Here is a 24,612-nt window from a genome sequence, read left to right as displayed (position 1 = left end):
GGCAAGAGACGGAACAGGAATATCTGTCCCGCACTGGACAGTTCAGCGTCCCCGTACTATTTTGATGTCATGAGCGAATCACAGAAACATTTAGATAACAAGGTTGTCATACTGAACGGTTTTTCCAACGAGGAAATTGTTAAAATTATGGGCGAAGTGAAGAAGCTTTTCGATAATCCGAAAGAGCTGATTTTCGCCAAAACAACCGAACGGTCGGTGCAGATGAAGCTGACCGACCTGATTGAAGATATCAGTGCCGATCATGCATATCTCCAGGCCAATCCGCCGAATATCAACAAAAAAAGCGAATAACAGCTTCAAGCCAGGGCACATACCCTCATCCGGCTGCAGCAGGATTTCCCGGAACGACCGTACCGGGAATTACGGCTTCTGCAGCCGCAGCATGAGTATTTCGTAATCTCCCTGCACAGACAGCAGCGTGTAGCCCTCATTCTTCAGCAGCCTGGACATGGTACGGTTGCCCTGGTGATTGATCCAAAGAATCTCCCGGTAGGTGTTGCGAAGATCCTCAATCAGCTGCTCATGAAACGTATGGGCCAACCCCAGATCCCGGTACTTGGGTACGATGTAATCCGCAAAAAACACAGGGGCCTGGGAATACTCGGATTTCTGAACCTCGGTCAATGCGTTCTGCAAATCCTTTGAATCCTTACAGTGACGGCTCAGCTCCAATCCGCCGTGTTTCAACGCATAGGCAAAGCCCTGATTTCTGCCGCCTCGTCTGGCGCTGTAAATAATACCGTTCTCGCCGCTGGCCGCCCGGAGTTGACATTCGCTGAAATAGGGATAAAATTTCTGGATATCCTTTTTCTTGATCTGCACAAACTCCATCAGCTGATCTATCTGGGTTCCTGCGACCGGTTCATACCTGAAGCTGCTGATATCTTTCCGATACATCTGAATCAGATACACCGTATTCACGATCATGATAAATCCATTGGTAATAACAATGGGGATGGCATTCAGCAATAATCCATACACCACAAAAAACGTACAGCCTATGAGGTTGAGAACCCTCAATTTAACAAGTGACGCCATAAGCAGTGAAACGGCAACAAAAAAACTGGCCGCATATCCGAAAAGTTCCACCGTCTGTACTGTCATTTTCATACCTCCTGTACCAAATCGCTGATCTTTCAGTATACTATAAAAATGAAATGGAAAAAGGATCTTTATCAAATTCCCCCATACCATCCCGGGAAAAAAATGCCCGGCAGCATCAAGCTTTCCTCAAATGAAAATCCCCTTGGCCCCAGTCCCAAGGCGTTGGAGGCCATGAGGGGCGCACTGGACTCCGTTCATATATATCCTCCCGTCGTCTCCTCTCAGCTCTGTGAAACAGTGGCTGACTGGCGGGGCTGCGCAGCGGATGAGATTATTTTCGGCAACGGCAGCGATGAAGTATTCACCATGGTGGGAGCAACCCTGTTAGGTCCCGGCAGAAATGCAGTGGGAAGTGAAAACACGTTCAGCCAGTACGAATTTGCCGCCCGGATGTTCGGGGCAGAGTATCGAGCCGCTCCCACCCGAAACTATCAGTACGATCTACAGGCAATGCTTTCGCTTATTGATTCCTCAACATCAGTGGTGTTTCTCTGCAGCCCCAACAACCCTACGGGGATGATCATTCCCGAACCGGAGCTGCGGGAATTTTTGGCTGCCGTTCCCAAGGATATTCTGGTTATCATCGATCAGGCGTACCGTGAGTATGCGGAATCGGAAAAGTACCCGGAAACCCTGGATCTCCTGAAAGAGCACCCCAACCTTCTGATCACCGGAACATTCTCCAAAATCTTCGGTCTTGCAGCTCTGCGCATAGGCTATGGAATTGCCAGACCGGAGGTTATTCACATGCTTCTGAGGGTAAAAAGCCCCTTTAACAACAGTTCACTTGCCCAGTCTGCAGCCATTGCTGCGGTACGTGATAATGAATTTATAACGCGCAGCATTGAGTTTAACAGAAACTCCCGGGAATACAGCAGTAAACTGTTCAGCGAAGCCGGCCTGGAATTTTTCCCCAGCGAAAGCAATTTTCTCTGTGTCCGCAGTCCTTCATCGGATGCTGCAGGAGATGTCCGCCGGCTTCAGGAACATGGAATTACCGTGCGGGATTTACACAGCTTCGGCATGAAGGAATATATGCGGATCACATTTTCCGAACCGGCACGGATGAAACAGATTGCCGACATCCTGAAAGGGTAATCATGGCCGGTATAATTTTATTCCCAGCCGCAGCCTTCGTTCTGTTCTCCCTGGTGTATTTTCGGGGTTTCACGCGTACAACCGGCATGCAGCTGCGCCTGACGAATATTCTCCTTTACTTTTTTGCCTCCGTTGCCATAACAATCCTGGCATATTTCATTCTCAGCGGCATTAAGGATCTTGCGTGGGAGAATCTGCACCACATTATCCGTACATTCATCTCCCCTCTTATAGAAGAAAGTCTGAAATATTTCACCCTGATATTGCTGCTGAAACTGGCATATCCTGCGGGAGAAAAGCTTCAGCTTTTCCGCCAGACCGTACTTGCAGGGATCATTGTAGGGATGGGCTTCGGTCTCATGGAAACCTATCTGTATATAATCCGTCAGATGGAGCTGCTGAGCAGCATCATTCTGCTGGGCAGCCTGCCCCTGCATATGGTGAGCGCAGGATTTCTGGGCTTTGCAGCCGCCGTCAATGCGAGCCGAAACAAACGGATATTTTATGTCCTCATCGTTGTCACCGGTCACATAATCTATAACCAGCTGCTGGTACTGCCGGTGCCCCTCAGTTATATTTCATTATTGATACTCCTTCTGGGAAGCATCGCCCTTCTGAATCTCCTTACCGCTCCCCGGGACCCCTCATCGGATGATGTATAATTTTTTTCACACAATCCCTTGACACTTTTTTCAGTGCCCTATATATTACCGACACATTCGACGCAGGGTAGAGCAGTTGGCAGCTCGTCGGGCTCATAACCCGGAGGTCGCAGGTTCGAGTCCTGCCCCTGCTAAATAGAAAAAAGGCTATCGCCAAACGGTGATAGCCTTTTTTTAATTGTACACCCGTACCCCCTCGGGACCCATTTATGTGAAATACCGGACCCCCTTAACCGGTGAAATCGGGTCTGGAAGATCCACCAGAACCAGGGATGAGTAAGAAGCGGATCTCTTTGCCGCATTCTTACTCATGCCCGAACGGGGCTTTGACTCCGTCGGTTGAGCCGTCTGGTCAGGAAGACCGTAGAGAATGAGAAGATTTCCATCTCCCGAGCGGCTGAGATCCTCAACTTATCCTCCGAGCAAATGATGGAACGTATTGCTGAGTTGGAGGATTTTGGATAATTACTTGGAAACATTCTACCCAGAAATCTGTACAGAATCCTGAACATGAAGTATATTGTGATAGGAGGATGTCATGAGAATTACAACCTATACTGATGCGCGGAACAATCTCAGGCAATTGATTAATGACGTTGTAGATACCTCTACAGAAACTGTCATCACCTCAAAGGAAGGCCGGGATGTAGTGGTGATGTCCCTTGCAGATTACAATGGCTGGACAACCACCAACCACCTGCTTAGTACACCTGAGAACGCTAGCCGCCTGTTAAAGGCCGTTGAAGATGTTAAGGCCGGGAGAGTTATCAAGCGAGATCTATTAGATGAGTAGAGGGGTCAACTGGCATGAGTCGGCATGGGAGGATTATGAGTACTGGCAAAGTCAAGACCGCAAAACACTTAAGAAGATTAATAATTTAATAAAGGCAGCACGACGAACGCCGGAAGAAGGAGCCGAATCATTAAAGGGAGACCTTTCAGGTTACTTCTCCCGGCATATCAACAAGAAAGATGTATTGGTTTACACCTACGATGATGATTCAATCACCATCATTCAATGCCGATTCCATTATTCTGATAAGTGAATAGGCTCCTAAGATCTGATATAGATCTCGGAAAGTAGATACCAACTGTAACCAGGAAACTGACACCAAATCCTATCGCCATACGGTGATATCTTTTTTATTTATGCATTGATATAGGAAGGACTCGCAACAAGGAACCGGCCCGACCGGTGCTGATCGCAAGCGTCGCTTGCTGCTCTCACATGCATCCATAAAGGGCGGGCAAATCGCCATGAATGGCTGGAGAGGTGGTGAGACAGGTTGCAGGGTGCTTCCTGGCCGGCCTATGCCAGAAAGAACGTCAGCCAGATGCCGAAGCCAAGTGCAACCACACCCCATACACCGATAAATATGGTGGTTCCGGTCTCGCCCATCAGCTTCACAAAGCCCTGTATTTTGCTGATATTCCACAGGAACGGGAACTTGAATATTGCAAGCAGCAGACAGAACAGCCCGTAGACCAATAGAAAAATACCCAGATACAGCATATTGTACTCCTTCGGGGCGCGATGGCCCCAATTGATTGCATAGTCTTATCCCGACAAAAAGATCCGGGACTATTCGGTGGCTCCCAGGCCGCGAACGATGCGCTTTCGCAGCAGGAGGAAATATCCCCCTGCCAGTACAAAGGCCAACAGAGATTTCCAGGCAACCGTAAACCAGTCGGCCTGCTGGATAAATATTTCCTCCAGGGCATCGAAGGTCCAGTACACCGGCATCCACCAGAGGGTCCAATGCCAATTATCCGGCAGCAATGCCGCAGCAACCAGGGCGAAAATAAACAGCATGGCTCCCACCTTTCCGATTCCCATGGCCTCGATTTCGTTCTTCCCCATGCCGCCGATGAACAGGCCGAACACCATTGCCGTGGAGAAAGAGAGGGTCACCACCATGAGCATCTGCAATAAATTGATACCGGCAAGCCCGAGCATGAACACCCCGATAACTGCATAAGCGATGGTTACCAGGAATGGAAAGAGGCTTCTTCCCACATAATAATCGCTGCTGGAAACCGGGCTGATGCGCAGCGCCAGGATGGTACCCTGATCCTTATCCTCCACGATGGCCAAACCCATCATAAAAGCAGTCATGATAGTGATAAAGACGATAAACAGCGATCCTCCCATGCTTGCCACAGGTGAGATCTCAGTGCGCTCTGACAACTCAGGGGGAACTGCCTCGCTGAAGTTGACCATCCGTGGGAGTTCGGGATAGTTATCTTTCAAATACTGCTGACGGATGTAGCGGGCCGCCAGGGTGAACATTTCGTTGTCCTCGCCGGTCTTCTCCACCAGGGAGACATACTGCCCGGCTACCGGATCCCAGTACAGTCCTTCGATTTCGCCTATTGCTGCCATCCGGTCCTTCAGTTCCTCTATGTTGGGATACAACGATACGTCGCCGATTTCATCCAAAGTAGCAATGAGTTCCCGATCCACGGCATTGGGCCCGTCGTTGACCACGGCGAAATTTGCCGACGCGCTGTCCACCGCCGGCAGGAAACTCCTGAGGATCAGCAGGATTATCATGGGAACGATAAGAAGGTAGGCACCCATGAAGTTTTTGAAACTCATCATGATATCGAACAGGAAAATTCTCCATAACTGTTTCATCTCATGCCTCCTTTTGAATGCGGTACGAAAAAAACAATCCGGTGAGGGGGACCAGTACCGCCGACAGCAGGGCCAAAATGCCCACGCTCCGCCAGATCAGGTCCGCATTATTATCGGGGAACATGGCCGCATCCAGTCCGAACAGGCTGTGGAAGGTGGGAATCGCCTGCAGCCACCCCGGTGAAAATACAGGATTCAGCAGCGATACTCCCGGTAAGGCGAATATCAGCATCAGGACGAATACCCACCCGATGGCTTCCAACGGTCCCTGATAGAACGTCGCCAGAGCGACTCCGAGTGAGGACATTGTAATCACCGTAACCACCATCACCGCCAATGCTTCCAGATAACCTGAAAATCCCATAATCGGCAGGTAGAGAATGCTGAAGTTCAGAATGCTCACAGCGGTTATTACTATGTTCTTGCTCAGCAGGAATAGCCCAAGGCTGCTCGGTGAAAGCCTATATGCCCGGAGGGTGGCGTCCATCCTTTCCTGACCGATGAGGGAGACCATGGCAAACAGGCCGATCAGCCCGATATTGAACACGATGACCGGAGCCAAAAGGCGCTGATTAAAGGGGTGAACTTCATCCGCCCCGCGCTGGAACGCCTCAATACGCACCGAAGAATACACGTCTGCTGGATACCGGCCCGTTGGCGGGTGGAGAATGTTCATCAGATCTTCCATATCCGCCTGGATAAATTGCACTAAAGAATCCTTGGTATAGGGCTGGGAGAGCATCTCCACATCATAGCGTTCCTGTCCATTTGCCCTGATGATAAGACCGACGGCGTTGCGGTCCTCGGTGATGCCCGCGATAAGATCATCCCGATTGGATACAAAGTATTCCCAAAGGCTCTGTTCGTGATCGGGGGGATTTCTGTGACGAAATCTTCGATGATACCTGTGCGATCCCAGATGTATACATGGCCCTCTGTACGGATGCTCTCGGGGATGAGGAAAAGCAGGACCAACATAAAAATCACCGAAAATACGATTTCAAGGAGCAAAAATACGTCCTTGATGCCCAGGACGATATCCTTGCGCAGAAGATTGCCGAGTTTTTTCATGGCATCCTCCTATTCGAGTCCCCGGCCGGTAAGTTTGATAAAAATATCCTCAAGGGACGGCTCCAGGGAGTGGATGGTTTTCACGTCATGGGTGCCGATAAACTGCTGAAGCTCCGACTTGCCCTTCCCTTCCATACTGAACTCATGTTCTTTCATTGCACCGCCGTCCAGGTATTCCACCCTGGCCACCGGCTTTCCATGTTTCAGTTTCAGGTTCTTGGGGCTGTCCACCGCCACCAAAGCGCCGTCCACAATAAAAGCAACCCGGTCGCAGAGTTCGTCGGCCACAAACATGTTATGGGTGGTGAGGAAGATGGTGGTGCCCTCGGCCTGACGGCGACGGATAATCGATTTGATGCTATTGGCCGTAGTGGGATCCAGTCCCATAGTCGGTTCGTCCAGGAACCAGATATCAGGATTATTAATCATTGAACGTGCGAACCCCAGGCGCTGTTTCATTCCCTTGGAATACTGACCTGCTTTTTTATCGGCGTCTTCGGCCAGACCGACCATTTCCAGCACTTCCATGGGATCCATGGTCTCCCGGTCATAGAGCCGGGCATGGAATTTCAGATTATCCAGGCCGCTGAGCTTCTTGTACACATTCGGGATTTCAAAGCCCATGCCGATGCGGTTAAAGAATTCCTTTCCAGGACTTCCGCTTCTCAGGTTCCCGTCGATGGAAATGCTTCCGGACTGGATGGACAGCAGGCCGGCAAGCACCGCCTGGGTGGTGGATTTTCCCGCCCCGCTGGGGCCCAGGAAACCGAAAATTTCCCCCTTCCCTATCTTAAAACTCACGCCATTCACGGCCCCTTTTTTGTAGGTGTACGACAGATTGGAAACATCGATCATCGACATAGCTTCCTCCTCGAACCGGTATACCCATTGTACAATTGTACCATTGTACCATTACTTTAATACAATTATACATCCGTTTACCTGCAAAAGCCATCTGTCAATTGAAAAATTTCAAAAAATATTTGTTCCCGGAAATTTAAGCTTGAAATAGCAACAGAAGAAGGATCGCCCTCTTCAGGATAATCCATTAGCGTGTAGGCTTTGCCCTGTTTTCGTCCATTCCTGAGGCTCCCAGTGCAGCTCAAATAGATTCCAATTGTTCGCTGTGCGGGTATAGGTCAGCTGCCCGTTAAGAATCATTGTGGTTATGCCATGGGAAATATAGAGGCCGAGACCGACTGCTCCACTTCCCCGGGCCGTGGTAATAAACGGCTCAAATATCCGGGGGGCAATATCTGCGGGTATTGCCGGACCATTATCAAAATATCGGAATACCATTCTGCCATTATTTTTACTGAACAGCTGGATAACCACATGGGGTTCAGCTTTATCGCCTTTGTGGAAGCACGAATTCTCCAACAGTTCCTTGAGCAGGACCATGAACTCACCCGGCAACAGGATCTCCCGGTATTCTTCCCGGATTTCCGTATCTATTTTCATGTTGCACAGCGGATTGTTTGCCAGGACCAGCTCAACTTGATCGGAGATCATCTGTTCCGCCTTCTTCTCCTGCATATGAATGTCTTTTCTGAGAACTTCAAGCTCCTTCAATCTGCTGAGAATCTGCCTGATTCTATCAAGGCTGTCTTGAAAGATGGGAGTGGTCTCCGTCATCTCCTTAATTGCCGATTGAATAGCCGGATTGGATTGATCAGTTTCCTGCTCCAGAAAACGTGTAGCTGCGGAAAACACATCCTGAACCACTATGGCGTTTCCCAGGGGAGTATTCAGCTCATGGGAGAGCCCAACAATTACATCTCCCAGCAAAATCTGTTTTGTGCTATCCAGCAGTTTTTTTTGAGTTTTCACGAGCTCGTTCATTGCATTCTTCAAATAGAGATTGCGATCTCTCAACGATAGAATAGCAAAGATTATACCGTACACAAGGCATGAAGCCAGAAATACCAGCAGGCCGAACGGGGCCGTTATTGACGGATACTGAAACATAAGGGTGGCAATGTCCTGATTCTGATAGGATACAGCCTGCTCCACCCGCACAAGGGGAAGAAACCAGCTCCATCGCTGCTGCAGTTCGAGAACATCTGAATTAAACCATTGAAACAGCACAGTTTCTTCCCACTGAAATAATACCGGATTATTATTTTCATAAAGATCCACCCGGGAAAATCTCAGCCACTGGGCGTAATCCTTTAAGACTTCTTCTATTACCTCAAACTCGTAGCCCCAGACCGCAGATGATATATTCTTGCTGATGTCAGCAGCAAATTTTTCATAACGCTTCATTTCAAAATCGCGGTAGTTTACAACAGCGAGAACATTTCCCAGTGCAATAATGACTGCCAGAAACATAAGAAACAGCTTTCTTCGACGGGACATTCTGATTTTTACATGCGTGTCGGATCCGTTGGATTGAGCAGAATAGGTTGCAAAAGATTCCATTTCATTATCCCTCAGGGGGAAGATCCAGTTGTATATTCACCCGGTCATCAAGATTCAGAATCTGATATACAGGAGGCAAATAAACCGATCTGATCTCTTCCAGTATTCCGTCTTCCTGTGCGCTTGACAAAGCAAAAGATAATACTTCATGGACTAACGGTTCATTTGCCGAAACAAAAAACATGAAATCCCTTGGGTATGAAAACAGAAGATGTTGTTCAATCTCCAATCCCGGATACCGGGGGATCTCAGCAATAATTTCCAGAACACTTCTGCTGAAATAATCGATACCCCTGTTTCCGGATTCCAGCATTCTAAAAATATCCAGGGGGTCTCCGGGGATTACCCTGAACTCAAGGGTATTCTGACGCCAGACCTCAATATCATACCAGCCGGCGCCAAAACCTCCAACCAGATTCCGGGAACGGAAATCTTCCAGGTTTCGTATATTGTCAAACAAATGCTGTGTACCCGAAGGGATGAAAAACACCCTCCTGCCCGCTAAGCCCCCGGTAATATCAACAGGAATTTTGAGATACCTGCTCTCACGTTCAGCATTCGGGAAGAACCAATGAACCGTGACGGCACCGCTTTCCAGCATCCGTTCCAATCTGGGCTGCGGCATCTGAGGAAGCGTCCTGATAACGCTGGAGACTCCAATGTGCTCCAGGGATCGGGATATCAATTCATGAAAATACCGGTGGCCTCCGTTATCGTATTCTACAAGTTGAATTTGAAGGGGTGCGTCCTTGGTACCTATACCGGCCTGCTGCAGTGAATCAGCTTGACTGTGCGCAGCAAAGCTGCTGCCAAGCCACAGGGCAATAATAAAATATGAGATGATTTTTACAATAGGAGACATCGTATATGCACCGTACATAGTACTACCGTTCTTCATGAATAATGTTATGTATGACCTTTTAGATAATAATACAACCGCCTGTGTTTTGCATGGAAACACAGTTTTTTACGACTCAATAGAAATTTTTAAGACTCAATAGAAAAGCTCAAACATCCTGCAAAAGAGCGAAATGGTGTAACTGCTGCGGTCCGACAATACATGACGACGGGTTCTCAAATCAGTATGTTTGATGAATGGATCGAAACAATACGCAGATTCCCCTCCATATATGGTGGATTAAGAGGGATATTCGCATTGCAGATAATGCGGCATTGAATAGCGCTCTTGAACGGGCCCGGGAAACTGAGGGTGCAATTGCTGCCCTCTACCTACTGGATGATGCGGTGAAAAATCATCCTGAGACCAGCCTTCACCATGCCCGGATGATTGATCCGGCACTTACAGATGTAAAGAATCGATTAGACAGACTGAATATTCCCCTTCTGTACAGTCAATCGGAGTTTTCCAATGTGCTGGAAAACCTGCACGCTACAGGCCTGAATGTGATTTCCGTTCATTCCCACCAGGAAACAGGAACTGCTGCAGGCTATAAACGGGACAGAGCGTTAAAGGTTTTGTTTCAGAAATACGGGATTTCCTGGACAGAAGAATATCGTAACGGAGTTATTCGAGGGTTATCTGACCGGGAAAAGCGGATAAGTATTTTTCGGGAAAGAATGAATGGTACCGTGTTCAACACTCCGGACAGCCTGGTTCACCCCGGGGACGACGCAATGAGTTCGAATACCATTCAGAGCTCAGGTCAGGCAGATGTGCAAAAGAGACTTTTGAGCATCCTTGAAATGAAAATGAAAGATGTTCACTATCATTCCGGACTGCTTGTATCAGATATAATCCCTCTTGCTCCGGATCCCGCCTCAGAAAACTATGCTTCTCAGCTTACCGATTCACTTCAAAGAGATATTCCTCGCTTCTTCCCTGATAATGAGACAGCCGTTTTGGTAGAGAGCCTCAAACCGCCGGGTGAACGCGTAGCTCTGAATGAACACTCATTTCAATTATGCAGCGAGAAAGCTGCCGAAGAAACAATTGAAAGTTTTCTGTTCCATCGCGGGGTTGGGTATTCCGGCGGAATGAGCTCAATGAACAGCGCTCCGGACGCCTGCAGCAGGTTCTCAGTTCACCTGGCCTGGGGGACAATGAGCATGCGAAGAGCCATACAGCGAACCCAAAGCCGCCAGAGTGAACTGCGAAATTCTCCGTCACCTCCATGGGGGAAAAGCCTTCAATCATTTATGAAACGCCTTCACTGGCACGACCATTTTTCTCAACGGTTGGAGGATGAGCCGGAAATTGAGCTTCATCCTCTCAATAGAGCGTATACGGGATTCTCCCTTCCCCAGGACTGGCAAAGACGGTTTTGGGCATGGGTGCTTGGGAGCACCGGATATCCCTACGTGGATGCCAGCATCAGGCATTTTCGGCGCAGCGGCTATCTGAGTTTCCGTGCACGGGCAATGATTACCAGCTTCGCAATTCACGTTCTCCACCTTCCCTGGAGGCTGGTCATGTACCCGATGGCGCAAATGATGGCGGATTATGTTCCGGGCATACACATCAGTCAGCTTCAGATGCAAGCGGGACTCACAGGGATCAATACTCTCCGGGTGTATAATCCCACAAAGCAGCTGGCTGATCACGATCCAGAATGCGAATTCGTACAGGCTGAAATCCCTGAACTGCAAACTGCGTATCCGGAAGAGATTCATGCTCTGCCGGAGCTGCAGATTTCAGGTTATTCGACCTCCGGAGTAGAATACAAAACTGAGAGCGGAATTTATAAGAAGGAATACTTCACAATTAAGAAATCAGACGCTGCGAAAATGGAAGCAGAGCGGGTGCTGAAGAAGCATGGATCACGGCTTGGAAATAGAAGGAAACGACCATGACACCCATAAAAAATCTGAGGGCCGACTGCCTTATATGGCATATGATGTCGTTTGATCTACATACGGTTCTCCCCCATATCCGTTCGCACCTGGAACATGCCGGCGGAAAAACATCGGACAGCGCCGAGGAAATAGAGATTGCGGGTCTGATAACTGCGGATTCCATCCACCGCAGCGGTTCACAGCATGTTTCACCCCTGGGAATTCCCCGGGTATCCGCAGGGCGGCAGCGGTTTTATTCTGAAGTTATCCATACTCTGGAACGGCAGTACATGTCTGCAGGATTACAACTCATCAGAACCCATGCATCCCTCGTTGAATATCTGCAAAAACTGGATGCGGCGGAGCTTCCTTCCCTTCTCTGCATTCCTTCGCCCAAGGGCAGCGAAGAACGGGACGATCTGACCCGGATCCGCGCCGAGACTTCCCGGCTGGCACAACCTCCCGAGATTCTCATTCTCCCCCCGAATACCCTCATTGATCCGGACGAGCTGCCATTTTATATCCGGGACATGCCCGGAACTTTCTCGGCATTCCGGAGACGAATCGAAAAACGAAGCTATGACGAATACCGATTTGCGCAGGGATCAGCTCCTGACCTCCATATGGACGGACCGGCGGCCGATCGCCTGAAGTTTTTTTTGTTTGAAAGCGATGCAATTTCCCGTTACAAGGAGACCCGCAACGGGCTGGGGCCGGGAAATTACTCCAGCCGTCTATCCAAATGGCTTGCAGTGGACGCGCTGCACGCCCATGATGTGGGACGAAGTATACGGGAATATGAGCAGCAGCGGGTGGCAAATGAATCCACCTACTGGCTCATTTTTGAATTATTATGGCGGGACTTTTACTACTACCTCTTCCGTTCTGTGGGAGATCTGATGTTTACCCCCAGGGGCTTTAAAATGATACAAAGCCCGGGTCTGCAGGAGAGCTGGAGAAGCGATAAAGATATCTGGCACAGGTTCCGCAGCTGGGTACGGGGAACCACCGGTCAGGATTTCATAGATGCAATCATGCGGGAACTTTATGCAACCGCTGAATCCAGCAACCGGGCACGGCAATGTGCAGCCAGCTACTTGATCCACGACCTGAACTGCCCCTGGTGGTGGGGAGCCTGGTGGTTCGAGTACCTGTTGTTGGATTATCATCCTCTTTCAAACTGGGGAAACTGGGCATACATCGCCGGAGTTGGTGCAGATTCCCGGCCTGTGCGCCATTTTAATATCCCCAAACAAGCCGCCGCTTACGATCCCCAGGGCAGCTACCGTAAATGGGTTGCCGAACAGGGATGGAATGTACCCGGGGACGTTGTGCCCCGAACCGCGCCGGATTCGGCCATGGCACAGGGGTGAGAGCCGCAGTGATGCTGAATTTTACATTATTGTGTTGAAGTATGAGAAGATGTGTGCCGGTAAGATGAAAGAAGGGGTGGACGAAGATCTATGCCTTCACATCCACAAGATTTCCCACCATGGGATCCTTGAACTCCATCATCTGTATCAACTGATCGGCCTGGGCCTGGGCGGTATCCAGTGAGCTGTCGAGAATATTCACCGCAGCTTCCTGGCGTACCTGCTGGTTGCTCATGGCGGTGCTCATTTCCTGAATGTTTGATATCGAACTCATACTCTAAGTATACAAACTGTCACGAAAATCGTCTATGTTTTTTACAGTGCACCAAAGCTTGTGTAAAGCTGCTGTTTTCAGATTTTTTGCCTTTCAGGCCGCTACCGATGGCAGTGGATAAACAAGCACCCCTGCACACAGAGGCGATATTCACAGCCCCGGCTATTCGGGGATGTCGCTGTCGGGACGCTGGTTTTCATCCCCGGCATCCAGGTTCAGGTCGCCGCGCTGTTCCAGGTCGTTGATGATCTCTGCGTAGTATTCCTCGCTGATCTTGTACTTTTTCAGATAGATAATGTAGCCGGCGACGATGAGAATCAGCGGGAGAACCATCATGGCAACCTTCATCATCATCAGACCCTGTGCACTCACATCTGCGGCAGTTTCCGCGTCGTTAATCCCGGAAATTATAATGGTGGCCCCCACCACTCCCGAGGCTGCTGCGCCCCCTATCTTGTTGATGAAGGGCTGGAGTGCAAAGGTGACACTTTCATTCCGCCGCCCAAGTTTCCGCTGACCGTACTCGATGGTATCCGAAAGAAACAGCAGCATGAGAAGCTGAATAAACGCCTGCCCAACAAACAGGAGAATACCGGCAGTCCCGATATAAATCATATTCATGGGAGCGAAGAAAAACACCACATAGCCCAGGAGCACCAGAACCGTTGCGATGCTGTAAAACCGCCGCCGCGGTATGCGCTTACTGATCAGGGGAAAGATCAGCAGGGCGCTGATCTGACTCACACCCAGCACCAGGGCAAATATGGAGTACATGCTCTCATTGCCGTAGGCGTACTTGAAAAAGTAGAGGCCGAAGCTGGTGGTGGTCACATAGCCTATCATAAACAGTGAGTAGGAGACGGCGGTAAACAGAAGCTGATCATTTTTGAAAATCGCTTCAAGCAGCCCCTTCAGGGTGGTATGCTGATAATTCTGAAACATGGAGCGGGGTTCCCGGACCCCAAACACGGTAATACTCTGACCGGCGATCAGAATTCCCGCTACAATCAGTGCAAAGACGAAATACGCCTGCTTCATGCTTCCCAGGCTCTCTCCCAGGGCGGTGGTTACCGGGACGATTCCAACCACCACTGCAAACAGTCCCAGGTTCGCGCATATCCGGGCGAACGCCCCGAGTTTCTCCCGCTCATTCTGGCTCACCGAAAGAGACGGCAGCATGGACCAGTAGGAGATATCATTCGCCGTATAGGTAATTCCCCAGAAGAGGTAAATAACCGCAAAGGAGATGGTATACGCCGTCCCCCGCAGTCCGAAGTCGGTGAAAAGCAGCACGGTGAACACCGCCGAGCTGACCGCCCCGAAACTGATCCAGGGTTTGAATTTCCCCCAGCGTGTGCGGGTGTTATCCACGATAATCCCCATTACCGGATCGTTCATGGCATCAAAAATGCGGGCTCCCACAATGATGGTGGTAATCCACCCCAGGGCAAGATTGCTCAGCTGAAGAATATCCGAGAGATAAAAAATCAGATACATGCTTACCAGGGAATAGACCATGTCCCTGCCGATGGTGCCCAGACCGTAGGTGAACCTGTTCAGGTTTGAATTCATACCCTGCTCTCCCTCATGATGCTCATGCGTCGGACCGAAGCCGCAGCTACGACTTTACCCCGGTTTTTCCGATTTCGCCACAAAAAAGACGCCCGGCGATTGGCCGGACGTCCCTGTTTTTGTACTGCTTTTGTACTGTATGCCTATAGCACACCTTCTGCACCCCGGGCCGTATTGCTCCATGCGGGCATTTGATCAGCGGCCCGGTCCGGGGCAGGAGGTATTGCTAGGGCCTGAGTTCATAGAGCTGTGATTCACCGGGGAGAACATAGATGTCGCCGGACTGTCCGCCGTATTCACGGTTCACTCCGTCCCAGCTGCCGTTGCTGTTGGTGAAACAGAACATGAAGCTTGCAGGAGCATTCTCAAGGGTTGCACTCCACCAGTGACGGTCGTTATAGAAGCCGTCGTAGCTCATGCTGATATTTCCGCTCAGTCCGTCCCATGGATGGATGATGTACTCAGAAGCATACTCGTATTCCGCGTAGTGAATGGTTACGCTTCCCGTGCCCCCGTCATCGATTTTTTCTGCGGTAATTTCTTTTCCGTCATCATCGAAGCTGATGAGGTACTCCCCGGATCCGTCTGTTATCAGGTAATCCTGCTGGGGATAGCTTTCAGTCCAATCGCCGTAACGGTCGATCTTGAACCGGGGATTATCACTGCCGAATACCGCAGTAAATTCCCACAGGCCGGTGTCGGCATCCTTCACCATCTGCGAGGTGCTCCAGGAATTGGGTGTTCCCCGGAAATAGGCCTGACTCCATCCTGCAGGGGCAGGAGGTTCCTGGTCTGCAACCGGTACCCAGATGGACCATCCGCTGCTTTCGCTGATACTCACCGGAAAATTTCCATAGCCCGAGGCATCGGTCACAACGGTTCCGCCCACATTGCCGGTGTAGTCGTAGAACTCAGTGTTGGGCTGATGGGAGTTGATGGAAAAAGTTTCCTGAATCCCCCAGTCCCGGCCGGAGATCAGCATTACCAGACCGGTTCCCGGTACTGAATCCAGGCCTTCCCGGACGTATGTGTACACCGCTTCGGTGTTCGCACTCTGCTCATGACCTGCTCCGTAGGCAAAATACCGGCGGGCTTCGATGAGGGTGTCCAGGGTGGGCGCCATGCCGAACTCTTCATAATCTCGGGCAAATACTGTGGGTACGCCCTGCTCTTTCATGAGAATGTATGCATAGGCCTGGTTTTTATAGTTGATAACCTGAGGGTTACCGTAGGGGTTGCCTTCACGGCTGGTGTCGTGATTATCAACAAAGGTTACTGCCTGTGATCCCTTGTCGCTGTTCACCAAGCCGCCCCACCAGCGCATATCTTTATTTCCGCTGCTGAGACTCACAAAATCTTCCCGGAGAGCAAAGTCAAAGGCACTGAGATGACCGGTTCCCACATGATCCAGGTATCCGCCCACATCGCCTACCCATGCTTCTCCAACAAAAAACACATCCTTGTCGGTAACCGCCTGCACATGGTTCACCCAGTCCCGGGTAAAATCGCTGTCAACATGGGCCACCGCATCCATTCGGAAACCGTCGAAGCCCACATCTTCAATAATCCACTCGCCCCAGGCTTTCATTTCATCAACAATTTCAGGCCGGTTGTGGTCAACGTCATTTCCCATCAGGTACGGCCAGTGATAGTTATTGCCCCAGTACTTGCCGGGGAACAGCTGTCCGTCTATGCCGTTGAAGGCGGTCCAGTCCCAGTCGAAATCGTGGTACAGGCCTCCCCAGGCTTCAGGGGTGTAGTACACGTCCCGGCCGTTCAGGTCGAAATCGGTCCAGACGTTGCCCATTCCGTCGATGTACTGCTGCCGGTCCGCACCCATGCGGTGATTGAATACAACATCGAAATAGGCGTCGATTCCCATATTGTCAAGAGCCTGCAATGCGGCATCCAGTTCGCTTCTGGTTCCGTATCGTGTGGGAACGGTGCCTTTCTGATCAAATTCACCCAGGTCCCAGAAATCGTATACATCGTAGCCCACGCTGTAGGTACCCGAGAATCCTTTGGCTGCAGGGGGGAGCCACATATCGGTTATCCCCGCTTCTGCCAGAGGTGCTGCAATATCCTCAAGCTGCGTCCACAGTCCGGGATACGCATCCCAGTAAAACGCCTGATAAATGGTGGGGTTCACCTGGTATGAGGGAATTTCCGGAAGCTCTCCGGTTCCCGCACTTCTGCTGAGAGCTTCCAGTTCAGCGGCGGCACTGCTGCCGTCCTGATTCATTACCACATTGCTGCATGAAACCAATGCGGCTGCCATTATGCTCAGCAGCACTATTCTGAAGGCCGATGCCTTCCAGACTGCTGCAGTTGTACGCCCTTGATGTTTCGGGTGCATTACTCCTCCTGAATGCCGTATTTCCAAACAGGCGGTGCATGCCGTAAGCCCGCCTGATTCCTGTTGAAGCACCGGCCTTTCACATTCCCCGGAAAACCGATGCGCAGGCCCTGATTGGAAACCTTTCCACTTCAAAGCACTATTCCGCAGTCCCCAAAACTGCGGCGGGGTTGGAATAATTTTACTACAGAAAACCCAGACTGCAAGGAAAAATATCTCCAACTCCTTGAACCGCAAGGATTTGGATAGTACTATGATTTTGGAGGAAGCAATGAAAGTTTGCATGGTACAGTTTCAACCCAGCTGGCTGGATCCCCGAAAGAATTTCACCGCCCTCATGAACCGTTCGTCTGAACTCCCGGACGACTGTGATCTGATTATCTTCCCGGAAATGTGCACTTCGGGCTTTGCCATGAACCCCGAAATTTTTACTCCGGAGATTCAGGATGAAGCCGATGCCGTATTCTCACACCTGGCGTGCGAAACAGCTTCCGCAGTGATTGCCGGGACGGTTGAATCGACCGGGGGTCATTTTTTCAACAGCGCCGTTTTCCTGGATGCTGAAGGAAAACAACGGGGCATATACAGAAAGATTCATCCCTTCAGCTTTGTTCACGAACAGGAATACTTTTCCCCCGGTCCCGCAGGGGGTGAAATTTTTGGCCATAAGCATATGCGAATCACTCCGGGTATCTGCTACGACCTGCGCTTTCCGGAAATGTTTCGGGTAAGTGCCCGGCAAACGAATCTGATCGTAATTATCGCCAACTGGCCCACATCACGGATCGGCCACTGGAAAACCCTGATCACCGCACGGGCGGTGGAGAACCAATGCTTCGTTGCCGCGGTGAACCGCCTGGGGTCAGACGGAAACGGTGTGGAATATCCCGGAGAATCCATGATCGCAGCACCCGACGGCAGAACTGTTCGGTTGAACGGAAATCCGCTGGAAGATGAAGTACTCAGCGCAGAGATTGACCTGGGTGAAGTTGAAACCATTCGTCAGAAATTTCAGTTTCTCCCGGATATGCGCCACAGGATAGAACTGACCTGACCGGAAAAACAGTGCCGGGCACCATCGGACCCCTGGCCATGGGCATCGCCCGGCTGTCCCCCGGTCAGTTTTCCGTACTCAGGTAAATATATACTCGGATGTACCCATATGGAGCGGAACATGAAATTCAGCCGTGAATACGAAGTTCGGGGATTTGAAATCGATGAGAATTACCATCTCAAGCCCTACCACATCGCCTCCTACTTTCAGGATGCCATGGCCCAAAACTTTGCCGACAACATGCTGGCGGCATATGACCTGCAGAAAGAGGGCCGCACCTGGGTGCTCAGTGATTTATGCATCGATTTTCTTCATCAGATGCCACGGTGGAGAACCAGCGTCCTGGTGGAGACCTGGGTGAGCAGCATAAGAGGTTTCCGGCTCACCATAGATTTCCGGGTCTCCGACAGCAGGGGTACACCAATTTCCCAGGGCAGCAGCAGCTGGGTAATTGTGAAAAAGCCGGGGAACAGACCGGAGAAGATCGAACCCTACGCCAGGAAACTGGGTGAACCCCACTCCCCCCTGTACCCCGGCTACAGATTTCACGAGCCTGATCTGGACGGCTCCCCGTCACCCCTTCCCTACGGCGCCTGCGGGCTGAGACATCCATGGGAGGAAGACCAGAAAGCCTGGAGCATCTGTCAGCCCATCCGCTCCTACGACATCGACTTTAACGGACATGTGAGCAACATCCGCTATATCGCCGGAGCCGTTGAAGCCATCCCCGTTGAACTGCGCTCCTCCCTTCGCCCCTCCAGCTTTCGGATTAAATATCTGCGGGAGGCCGTGCTGGACCAGGTGCTGGTATCCGAAGTGAGAACCGTCCATGAAGATTCGGATGCAATTGAGTATCATCATATTCTTAAGGAATGTGAAAGCGCTGTAGAATTTTCCCGAATGGTATCGGTCTGGAAACGCTGATGCAATTCACGAATAATCATTCACTTACCGTGTTTTTTACTGGAAACCCGAAGCTCATAGGTGTATATTTCAGGCAGGGTATAATCGTATTTAATAAATTATACATTTACTTGATATGTGCTGTAGATTTATACTGTTAATAATTCATGAAAAAGGAATCGTTTTTGCAAATACGGGAACTGGACAAGACGCTTCAACTGCATAATGACGGTCAGCTGACTGTTTTCCCTGTGGGTACAGGGAGCGCATTTACCAAGAAAAACTACCAGAACAATTATATTCTGATAAAAGGCGACAAACACATCATGATTGATTGCGGTACTCGGGCTCCGGAAGCCCTGTACCAACTGGGGCATGCCGTCACGGATATCAAAAACTTTCTGATCACCCATTCCCATGCCGACCACATCGGCGGGCTGGAAGAGGCCATCCTTTTGGGCCGATACGTGAAAAAACAAAAGCCTCATATTGTTATCACCCCCAAATATGAAAAGCTGCTGTGGAACGACAGCCTCAAAGGGGGTTCCGCATGGAATGAATCCAAGAAACACGGATACCTTGGGTTCGATGATTTCTTTGTCCCCCACCGCCCCAAAAAGTACAGGGGTCTGGACCGTGATGCCTGGGAAATCGATTACGAAGGTTTTAACCTTATTATTTTTCGGACCATGCATTATCCGGATAACTCGGAAAGCTGGAAGGACAGTGCATTCAGTACCGGCCTGATTATCGATAAAAAGGTGCTGTTCAGCGGAGATACCCGCTTCGACAGAAGCATGGTTGAAACCATCACCTCCCGTTTCCCCATCGAGTACATCTTTCACGATGTGCAGTTTTTCCCGGGAGGTGTACACGCTCCCTTCGATGAACTGAAAACCCTGGCTCCGGAGATCAAGGCGAAGACCATTCTCATGCATTACCCGGACAATTACCTGGATTACAGCGATACAATCAGCGATGAAGGGTTCCACAGCTTCGTGAAAGCCCATACATATTACGACTTCTTCTGATACCCGAATACCGGTATGTCCGTATCCACTACACGCATGTTGAGAGGAAAATCCCGGGGGTCCAGCATCTCCACCTCTCCGTCAAACTGAATGGGTACGGCTCCGGGATACTCCACCCGGAGGTCGCTGCAGCTGTACAGACTGACAAAATCCAGGTCACCGTGGCGTGACTCATACAATGCCTTCTTCATTCTGATATTTTTTCCAAGCCCGCCCAGTCGGATTGCGCAGAGGTTTTCATCCGAAGGCAGGATATTCAGTCCGTGACCGTAGGTGCGGCGACCGCTGATCCCCATGGCGATAAGTCCCAGGGGGAATTTGAGGCTGATATCCCCGCCCCCTGCATCCCGGCCCTTCACCACGATATCTCTGATTCGGTAAATCCTGGGGTAAAACGGTACCGAGATGTCTGTGACGAATTTGTAGAAATTTCCCGGAAGACGATCCTTCAGATGGTTGGTAAGCCGCACAATGTGGGCGTCGATACCCAGACTGGCAATATTGTATGCCCGGCGTATTTTCCGGGAGGCGTAATGAATCTCCAGGGCTTTGGAACGCCGGGTCCCCCCGGTCTCAAGGAGCAGCAGCCAGGCTTCCTCCGGAGTTTTCGCATCCGCCGCATCATTGCCCGACCCCAGGGGAAAACGGAACAGACACAGGGATGACTCTTCCAGATCCCGGTGGCCCTGAAGGGCATCCATAATTTCCCGGTGGGTGCCGTCGCCGCCGATACTCACGATCATCACGTTCAAATCCGAGTGACGGGCGGATTCCGCAATTGTGGATGCGGTGTGCCCCGCCTGTCCGGGATACGCACTGAGGTGCAGATACAGTTCCACCTCTTCCCCTGAACACTGTTCGCTGCGGTTCTGAACAGCTTCCATGCTGCTGTCAATCAGGGTACGGATGCCCTGGGGCAATGATCCGGAAAAGGTCTGCCTCAGACCCGCAAGATTAAAGCCTCCGGCCCCGGGGTTAATCAGAAGATGAAACTCCCATTGATCGTGGGGAAGCAGGGTTGAATGCCGCAGCACCCGGCGGAAACTTTCCTCCACATGAAAAAAATTATATCTGCGGTCTCCCATGAGACGTACTCCTTCAGCTGCCTTCAAATTGCGGCGGCGCATATGTGCAGCAGATCTATATTCTGCTGTTGATATCAGGGGGAGTCTGTCATCAACCCCTTCTCCAGGCTTCTTCAATGGCCTCAGGAAGATGATACACGTCTTCCACTCCGTCCACCAGCACCGCCCCCATATTTCGCTCCAGTGCCGGCTGGATGTCTACGTGGTATCGGTCCCCCACCGCCAGGCTGTTGGCGGGATCAGTCGATTTCAGGGCGATATCGTAATGCCTGGAACGGGGTTTGGACTCGCCTGCGGTATCCAGCCCCACAATGCGGGAGAAATACTTATCCACCCCAAGCCTGCGCAGAGTGCGCCGGGCGATATCCGTCGGATTGTTGGTCACCGCTGCAAACTCAACCCCGTTCCCGGTGCCCCGGCCTCTGGGGGCATCGGCAGGAGGGGATCTATGCTCCGGGGAAGCCAGGATCTCCAGCGTCTTACGGAGCCGGATATCTTCATTGAGAAAATCCTCGGGCCGGATAAATTCAGAGCGCCAGCGGATGCTCAGGGAAATATCAGCACCGAAACGGGTGAATGCCGTACCCAGGGAAGGCTTGTTCCCTTCGGACCCGCCGGCCTGCTGCTTCCTCCACGCTTCAATTTCTTGGCGCAGCTCTTCCACATCCTGCCCCAGATGGCGGGAGAGAGCAGCGTAGAGCACGTCATACTGATGGGCGGCATACTCAACATGTGTGTAAAGTGTGCTGTCAATATCAAAACAGATCAAATCAATGGTCCGGGGAATGCTAAATATCTTCATTGGACTCCGAAAATTGTGTACATTGCCGGTATGAACCGGATTTTTCATTATTATGCAGTAAAATTCCTGGCTTTGCGAGGGGGAATTGACGAGGATAATGCGGAGATTATTGCATTTTCCAGTCAGCTGGTTGACCGATCCCTCATCCCCGTCCAGGTTGATACCGGCGCCGGAGCGCCCTACGTCATTCAGCCCACCCATCACTTCGGATTCTGGGATAAATCCCAGGAGGATGAGGTGTGGATCCCCTTCCATTTTTTTCCTTCGGGGGATGCAGTCCAGGCGGCAACGCGGCTGAAAGGGAAGCGGCCGGAAACACCTGAACTGGTCATTCCCGACTCCCCGCCGGTGAAGGAACTGCTCATAACCGGGCTGAAAACCCGCAACCCCTACCGGGTGGGCATCGCTCTGCACAGCTATGCCGACAGCTGGGCACACCAGAACTTTCTGGGGCGGAACAGCGGCATCAACCGGATAGAGAACTTCAACCCCATTCCCCCTGCAGGACATGCCCAGATCGGCCGGAACCCGGACATCTGGAATCTCAACTGGATAGATCCCCGTCTGAAGCCCGAACTGCAGATTGCTGACAATTCCCGGAGGTTCATGGCTGCGGCGGAAAAGATTTACAAGTACCTGGCCACCTACAGCAGGCGGAGTTTTCATGACTGGGAACTGGTAAAAATGGAACTGGAGGACATACTCTTTTCCGGAAGCAGCGGGAAGGAACCGTCGGCGGCAAACACCTACCCCAGGCCCAACGGAGTGGCGGGGGATCACCGGCTGGAGGTTGAGTTCAGGCTGAAGCTTGGTGTGGATGAGCTGGACGATGCGTTGTGGTTCAACGAAGCCCTTGAGGACCTTCCCACCGGCAGTCTCTTGAGGCGGGGCAATACCGACCGCTTCACCGCCGCGGAACACGAGATCAGAAAACTTCTGCAGTTCCGCCGGATGGCGCCCAGAAAACCCCGGGACAATTTCCAGGAGAGTCACATATACCGATGGTCAGAAGCGGCAAAAGCCCAGCTTGAAGATGCCCGGAGAATAATCAAAAACCTTTGCTAGTGCACCAAAGCTTGTAAAAAAACACAGCAAATACAAGCAGCAGTAATTCTTTTCCGGTGTATGGTTTATGAACACATTACAACCATACATCACCAGACTGCTGACCCAAATCAGCACAAATTCCCTTGATTTTACTCACCACAGCCCGGTCCCCCACTGCTCAAACCCCCATTGCCCCCGGTTTGCAGACCAGAAACCCCATGATCAGTCATGGTTCAGGTTTCATGGATGCTACTTCACCAAAGCCTTCGGCAGGGTTCCGCGCTACCGCTGTCAGGATTGCGGCAAGACCTTTTCCCTCCAGACATTCCGCATGGATTACTACGTGAAAAAGCCGGTGGACTACATCCAGCTGATTCGCCAGCTTGTCTCTTCCAGCGGGCAGGGCAACATGACCCGCTTCACCGGTATGCGCTATGAGCAGATCCAGAACAGATACGAGCGCATCTGCCGGGTACTTCTGGCCATCCATTCTGATATGCGCAAGCTGATCAAACCGGAAGATGAGTTCGCCCTGGACGGCTTTGAATCCTTCAGCGTGAGTCAGTTCTTCCCCAACAACATCAATATCCTGGTGGGAAGCGGCTCAGAGTTGATATACGCAATGGGCTACTCCCAGCTGAGGCGTAAAGGACAGATGACAGATAAACAGAAGCAGAAGCGAACTGACTTGGAGCAAACCCTGGGCAAGGCTCCGGGAAATGCCGTTGAGAAATCGGTCCAGTCCATCCTTACCCACTTGTGTAAATACATGAAAGATAAAGACATACCGGATGTTACGCTGAATACCGACTATCACAAGGCGTATGTTCGGGCCCTTTCGAAGGTGCCTGAGGGCAGGTCCCGGATACATCATCGTCAGCATTCATCCACCCTGCCGCGCACCCCGTCAAACCGGCTGTTCCCGGTGAATTATGTGGACCGGCAGTTTCGCAAAGATCAGGCGAACCACGTGCGGGAGTCGGTACAGTTCGCCCGATCTCCTGCCGCAATGATGGTGCGGCTGAGCATTTATCAGATGGTGCACAATTATCTCATGCCCCGGAGAGTACGGGATCAGAGAAAAGGAAACTGGAAGACCAGAGGAGAACAGCTTGGCGTTCCGGGATGGAAGCTTCATGAGGTAATCAGAAAACACTGGGATAGGAGAGTGTTTCTGAACAAATGCAGCTTATGGGAACCTGAGAAGATGACCTGGCTGCTTGGATGGCGAAACCGGGGGATACCATCAGGCCGCAGACTGCCGTTTCATGTGTGGGTGTGACTGAACTGAGGTGTGCGACCGCTTC

At 51.1% G+C, this 24,612-nt stretch carries 25 protein-coding genes and 1 tRNA gene; 13 read left to right on the top strand and 13 right to left on the bottom strand.

All coding sequences use genetic code 11. From position 1 onward, the window contains the following. The first annotated feature begins 69 nt into the window (after nucleotides 1–69). Nucleotides 70–312 (top strand): DUF3783 domain-containing protein, encoded by a 243-nt coding sequence (locus L21SP2_RS08050; protein WP_024268010.1) that lies wholly within the window; start codon nucleotides 70–72, stop codon nucleotides 310–312. 69 nt (nucleotides 313–381) lie between these two features. On the opposite strand, the gene L21SP2_RS18030 is transcribed toward L21SP2_RS08050, so the two are convergent. Continuing rightward, entirely contained in the window at nucleotides 382–1,131 is a 750-nt protein-coding gene (locus tag L21SP2_RS18030) for a YgjV family protein (RefSeq protein WP_211233437.1), read from the bottom strand. A 42-nt stretch (nucleotides 1,132–1,173) separates the two neighbouring features. Here L21SP2_RS18030 and hisC point away from each other — a divergent pair, with 42 nt between their 5' ends. The 5 genes from hisC to L21SP2_RS08020 all read left to right on the top strand — a co-directional run bounded on the left by hisC (nucleotide 1,174) and on the right by L21SP2_RS08020 (nucleotide 3,931). After that, the gene (gene hisC, locus L21SP2_RS08040; RefSeq protein ID WP_024268008.1) at nucleotides 1,174–2,223 is read left to right on the top strand and encodes a histidinol-phosphate transaminase; all 1,050 of its coding nucleotides are present in this window, start codon (nucleotides 1,174–1,176) and stop codon (nucleotides 2,221–2,223) included. Nucleotides 2,224–2,225: 2 nt separating this feature from the next. Then, complete coding sequence (locus tag L21SP2_RS08035) at nucleotides 2,226–2,885, top strand: PrsW family glutamic-type intramembrane protease (protein ID WP_024268007.1); 660 nt, start codon at nucleotides 2,226–2,228, stop codon at nucleotides 2,883–2,885. Nucleotides 2,886–2,946: 61 nt separating this feature from the next. Next, nucleotides 2,947–3,019 (top strand) — tRNA-Met (locus L21SP2_RS08030). A 404-nt stretch (nucleotides 3,020–3,423) separates the two neighbouring features. Next, nucleotides 3,424–3,678 carry a type II toxin-antitoxin system Phd/YefM family antitoxin gene (locus L21SP2_RS08025; RefSeq protein WP_041401366.1) on the top strand — a complete coding sequence of 85 codons (255 nt, stop codon included), beginning with the start codon at nucleotides 3,424–3,426 and terminating at the stop codon, nucleotides 3,676–3,678. After that, nucleotides 3,671–3,931, top strand: coding sequence for a Txe/YoeB family addiction module toxin (locus L21SP2_RS08020; protein ID WP_024268005.1), 261 nt, complete (start codon nucleotides 3,671–3,673; stop codon nucleotides 3,929–3,931). Before L21SP2_RS08025 ends, L21SP2_RS08020 begins: the two co-directional genes overlap by 8 nt. A gap of 263 nt (nucleotides 3,932–4,194) precedes the next feature. On the opposite strand, the gene L21SP2_RS08015 is transcribed toward L21SP2_RS08020, so the two are convergent. From L21SP2_RS08015 to L21SP2_RS07985, 7 genes are all read right to left on the bottom strand, one after another. Beyond that, a complete protein-coding gene (locus L21SP2_RS08015; protein ID WP_024268004.1) occupies nucleotides 4,195–4,398 on the bottom strand; it encodes a hypothetical protein in 204 nt (67 codons plus the stop codon). Between the two features lie 69 nt (nucleotides 4,399–4,467). Then, nucleotides 4,468–5,523 (bottom strand): ABC transporter permease, encoded by a 1,056-nt coding sequence (locus L21SP2_RS08010; protein WP_024268003.1) that lies wholly within the window; start codon nucleotides 5,521–5,523, stop codon nucleotides 4,468–4,470. 1 nt (nucleotide 5,524) lies between these two features. After that, entirely contained in the window at nucleotides 5,525–6,232 is a 708-nt protein-coding gene (locus L21SP2_RS08005) for an ABC transporter permease (protein ID WP_041401363.1), read from the bottom strand. Next, entirely contained in the window at nucleotides 6,232–6,594 is a 363-nt protein-coding gene (locus L21SP2_RS08000; RefSeq protein WP_041401360.1) for a hypothetical protein, read from the bottom strand. Before L21SP2_RS08000 ends, L21SP2_RS08005 begins: the two co-directional genes overlap by 1 nt. A gap of 9 nt (nucleotides 6,595–6,603) precedes the next feature. Continuing rightward, entirely contained in the window at nucleotides 6,604–7,455 is an 852-nt protein-coding gene (locus tag L21SP2_RS07995) for an ABC transporter ATP-binding protein (RefSeq protein WP_024268001.1), read from the bottom strand. Nucleotides 7,456–7,629: 174 nt separating this feature from the next. Continuing rightward, nucleotides 7,630–9,015, bottom strand: coding sequence for a sensor histidine kinase (locus tag L21SP2_RS07990; RefSeq protein WP_024268000.1), 1,386 nt, complete (start codon nucleotides 9,013–9,015; stop codon nucleotides 7,630–7,632). 4 nt (nucleotides 9,016–9,019) lie between these two features. Beyond that, on the bottom strand, nucleotides 9,020–9,877 hold the full coding sequence (locus L21SP2_RS07985) for a hypothetical protein (protein ID WP_041401358.1): 858 nt from the start codon (nucleotides 9,875–9,877) through the stop codon (nucleotides 9,020–9,022). Nucleotides 9,878–10,110: 233 nt separating this feature from the next. Between L21SP2_RS07985 and L21SP2_RS17140 the strand changes: the two genes are divergently transcribed. Both L21SP2_RS17140 and L21SP2_RS17135 read left to right on the top strand, forming a co-directional pair. Beyond that, nucleotides 10,111–11,826, top strand: coding sequence for an FAD-binding domain-containing protein (locus L21SP2_RS17140; protein WP_024267997.1), 1,716 nt, complete (start codon nucleotides 10,111–10,113; stop codon nucleotides 11,824–11,826). Beyond that, on the top strand, nucleotides 11,823–13,181 hold the full coding sequence (locus tag L21SP2_RS17135) for an FAD-binding domain-containing protein (RefSeq protein ID WP_053335635.1): 1,359 nt from the start codon (nucleotides 11,823–11,825) through the stop codon (nucleotides 13,179–13,181). Before L21SP2_RS17140 ends, L21SP2_RS17135 begins: the two co-directional genes overlap by 4 nt. 88 nt (nucleotides 13,182–13,269) lie before the next feature. Here L21SP2_RS17135 and L21SP2_RS18025 read toward each other — a convergent pair whose 3' ends face one another. The 3 genes from L21SP2_RS18025 to L21SP2_RS07965 form a co-directional block, all read right to left on the bottom strand. After that, nucleotides 13,270–13,455, bottom strand: coding sequence for a YjfB family protein (locus L21SP2_RS18025; RefSeq protein WP_081719528.1), 186 nt, complete (start codon nucleotides 13,453–13,455; stop codon nucleotides 13,270–13,272). A 162-nt stretch (nucleotides 13,456–13,617) separates the two neighbouring features. Next, nucleotides 13,618–15,027 carry a glycoside-pentoside-hexuronide (GPH):cation symporter gene (locus L21SP2_RS07970; RefSeq protein WP_024267994.1) on the bottom strand — a complete coding sequence of 470 codons (1,410 nt, stop codon included), beginning with the start codon at nucleotides 15,025–15,027 and terminating at the stop codon, nucleotides 13,618–13,620. A gap of 226 nt (nucleotides 15,028–15,253) precedes the next feature. Next, nucleotides 15,254–17,383, bottom strand: coding sequence for an alpha-amylase (locus L21SP2_RS07965; protein ID WP_024267993.1), 2,130 nt, complete (start codon nucleotides 17,381–17,383; stop codon nucleotides 15,254–15,256). A gap of 271 nt (nucleotides 17,384–17,654) precedes the next feature. On the opposite strand from L21SP2_RS07965, the gene L21SP2_RS07960 reads away from it, so the two are divergent. The 3 genes from L21SP2_RS07960 (at nucleotide 17,655) to L21SP2_RS07950 (ending at nucleotide 20,371) form a co-directional block, all read left to right on the top strand. After that, nucleotides 17,655–18,437: a nitrilase-related carbon-nitrogen hydrolase gene (locus tag L21SP2_RS07960; protein WP_169730445.1), complete on the top strand. Its 783-nt coding sequence runs from the start codon at nucleotides 17,655–17,657 to the stop codon at nucleotides 18,435–18,437. 120 nt (nucleotides 18,438–18,557) lie between these two features. Further along, the gene (locus tag L21SP2_RS07955) at nucleotides 18,558–19,361 is read left to right on the top strand and encodes an acyl-[acyl-carrier-protein] thioesterase (protein ID WP_041401357.1); all 804 of its coding nucleotides are present in this window, start codon (nucleotides 18,558–18,560) and stop codon (nucleotides 19,359–19,361) included. Between the two features lie 164 nt (nucleotides 19,362–19,525). Next, nucleotides 19,526–20,371: an MBL fold metallo-hydrolase gene (locus L21SP2_RS07950; protein ID WP_053335634.1), complete on the top strand. Its 846-nt coding sequence runs from the start codon at nucleotides 19,526–19,528 to the stop codon at nucleotides 20,369–20,371. Here the strand turns inward: L21SP2_RS07950 and L21SP2_RS07945 are convergent. Beyond that, the gene (locus tag L21SP2_RS07945) at nucleotides 20,356–21,456 is read right to left on the bottom strand and encodes a diacylglycerol/lipid kinase family protein (RefSeq protein WP_024267988.1); all 1,101 of its coding nucleotides are present in this window, start codon (nucleotides 21,454–21,456) and stop codon (nucleotides 20,356–20,358) included. The genes L21SP2_RS07950 and L21SP2_RS07945 overlap by 16 nt on opposite strands. A gap of 91 nt (nucleotides 21,457–21,547) precedes the next feature. Beyond that, nucleotides 21,548–22,258: an HAD family hydrolase gene (locus L21SP2_RS18585; RefSeq protein WP_024267987.1), complete on the bottom strand. Its 711-nt coding sequence runs from the start codon at nucleotides 22,256–22,258 to the stop codon at nucleotides 21,548–21,550. A 30-nt stretch (nucleotides 22,259–22,288) separates the two neighbouring features. Here L21SP2_RS18585 and L21SP2_RS18580 point away from each other — a divergent pair, with 30 nt between their 5' ends. Continuing rightward, complete coding sequence (locus tag L21SP2_RS18580; protein WP_169730444.1) at nucleotides 22,289–23,323, top strand: DUF6765 family protein; 1,035 nt, start codon at nucleotides 22,289–22,291, stop codon at nucleotides 23,321–23,323. 67 nt (nucleotides 23,324–23,390) lie between these two features. After that, nucleotides 23,391–24,587, top strand: a complete 1,197-nt coding sequence (locus L21SP2_RS07930; protein WP_024267985.1) for a hypothetical protein — start codon at nucleotides 23,391–23,393, stop codon at nucleotides 24,585–24,587. Nucleotides 24,588–24,612: the final 25 nt, after the last annotated feature.

Source organism: Salinispira pacifica (assembly GCF_000507245.1).
In the GTDB taxonomy this organism is placed as follows: Bacteria; Spirochaetota; Spirochaetia; order DSM-27196; family Salinispiraceae; genus Salinispira; species Salinispira pacifica.
Note: the sequence above shows the minus strand (reverse complement) of the source record. Positions and strands in the feature narration are given on the sequence as shown.